3 protein-coding genes are annotated in these 819 nt (G+C 24.1%); all 3 read left to right on the forward strand.

Features of this window, described 5'->3' with window-relative positions; translation table 11 throughout:
- A partial coding sequence (locus tag L988_RS13785) for a hypothetical protein (protein WP_047381372.1) occupies window positions 1-281 on the forward strand: 281 nt, incomplete at its 5' end.
- A 17-nt stretch (window positions 282-298) separates the two neighbouring features.
- Window positions 299-616: a hypothetical protein gene (locus L988_RS02800; protein ID WP_047381373.1), complete on the forward strand. Its 318-nt coding sequence runs from the start codon at window positions 299-301 to the stop codon at window positions 614-616.
- A gap of 4 nt (window positions 617-620) precedes the next feature.
- Window positions 621-819, forward strand: a 199-nt coding sequence (locus L988_RS02805) for a hypothetical protein (RefSeq protein ID WP_047381375.1), incomplete at its 3' end; no start/stop codon positions are given.

The raw sequence follows: 819 nt of genomic DNA on the forward strand, positions 1-819 counted from the left end.
TTAATAAATGTTTAAATACAGCTAAAAAAAGAGTTGAAAAAGAAAATAAATCATTAAAAGAAGATCGAAATATCCAATATTTGATTAAGAGAAAACTTAATGAAATAGTAGGTTTAGAAAGAGAGTTTAAACCTTATACTAAAAACAAGCCTATTCAACTTCAAAAAGATTTAAAGCATACTTTAGGAGGATTGAAAAAGGCATTAGTACAAGATAAAAAGCCAAACCAAAATAATTTAGAGATAAAATTACAAAAAGAAAAAGAAGGTTGGGAATTATAATTTAAAGGAGGAAAAAAATGATAAAAAAAAGAAATTTTTTACTAGTTTTTGGAATTATATTAATTTCAAGTAATATATATTCTAATGATTTAAACAATGATGTAAAAGAGCAAGAAGAAGTTTTAGAAGAAACTTTTGAAGTTGAAGAAAATATTCCTTCAGGAAAAAGTATTTTCTTTGAAAATGGGGGAGAAATAAGAGTTGAAAAAAACAAAAATACTAGAAGAAAAATTGATGAAAGCGAAAAACAAATATCTGAAGGAGATAAGGAAGGAGAAAGTAAAAAAGAACAAAGCAAATCTGAATTGGAAACAGAAAAGAAAAGAGAGAAGTAAAAAGTTGTTAAAGTTAGGAATTGCTATGGAATATACAGATGTTTTAGTATTTGATGAAGAAACATTGTTAGGACATTTATTTAATTTAAAAAAAGTTAATTACATTGAAATAGAAAAATACGAAAAATATGGAGAAAAAAGATTAACTTTTATAGAAGATAATGACAGGGAAGCTATTAAAGGTTTATCTTATGAAGAAAAGA

The sequence above is a fragment of the Cetobacterium sp. ZWU0022 genome (assembly GCF_000800875.1).
Lineage (GTDB): Bacteria > Fusobacteriota > Fusobacteriia > Fusobacteriales > Fusobacteriaceae > Cetobacterium_A.

Excerpts from the sequence above, each read along its gene's own strand:
- L988_RS02800 (WP_047381373.1), top strand. The coding sequence starts at position 299 with ATGATAAAAAAAAGAAATTTTTTACTAGTTTTTGGAATTATATTAATT.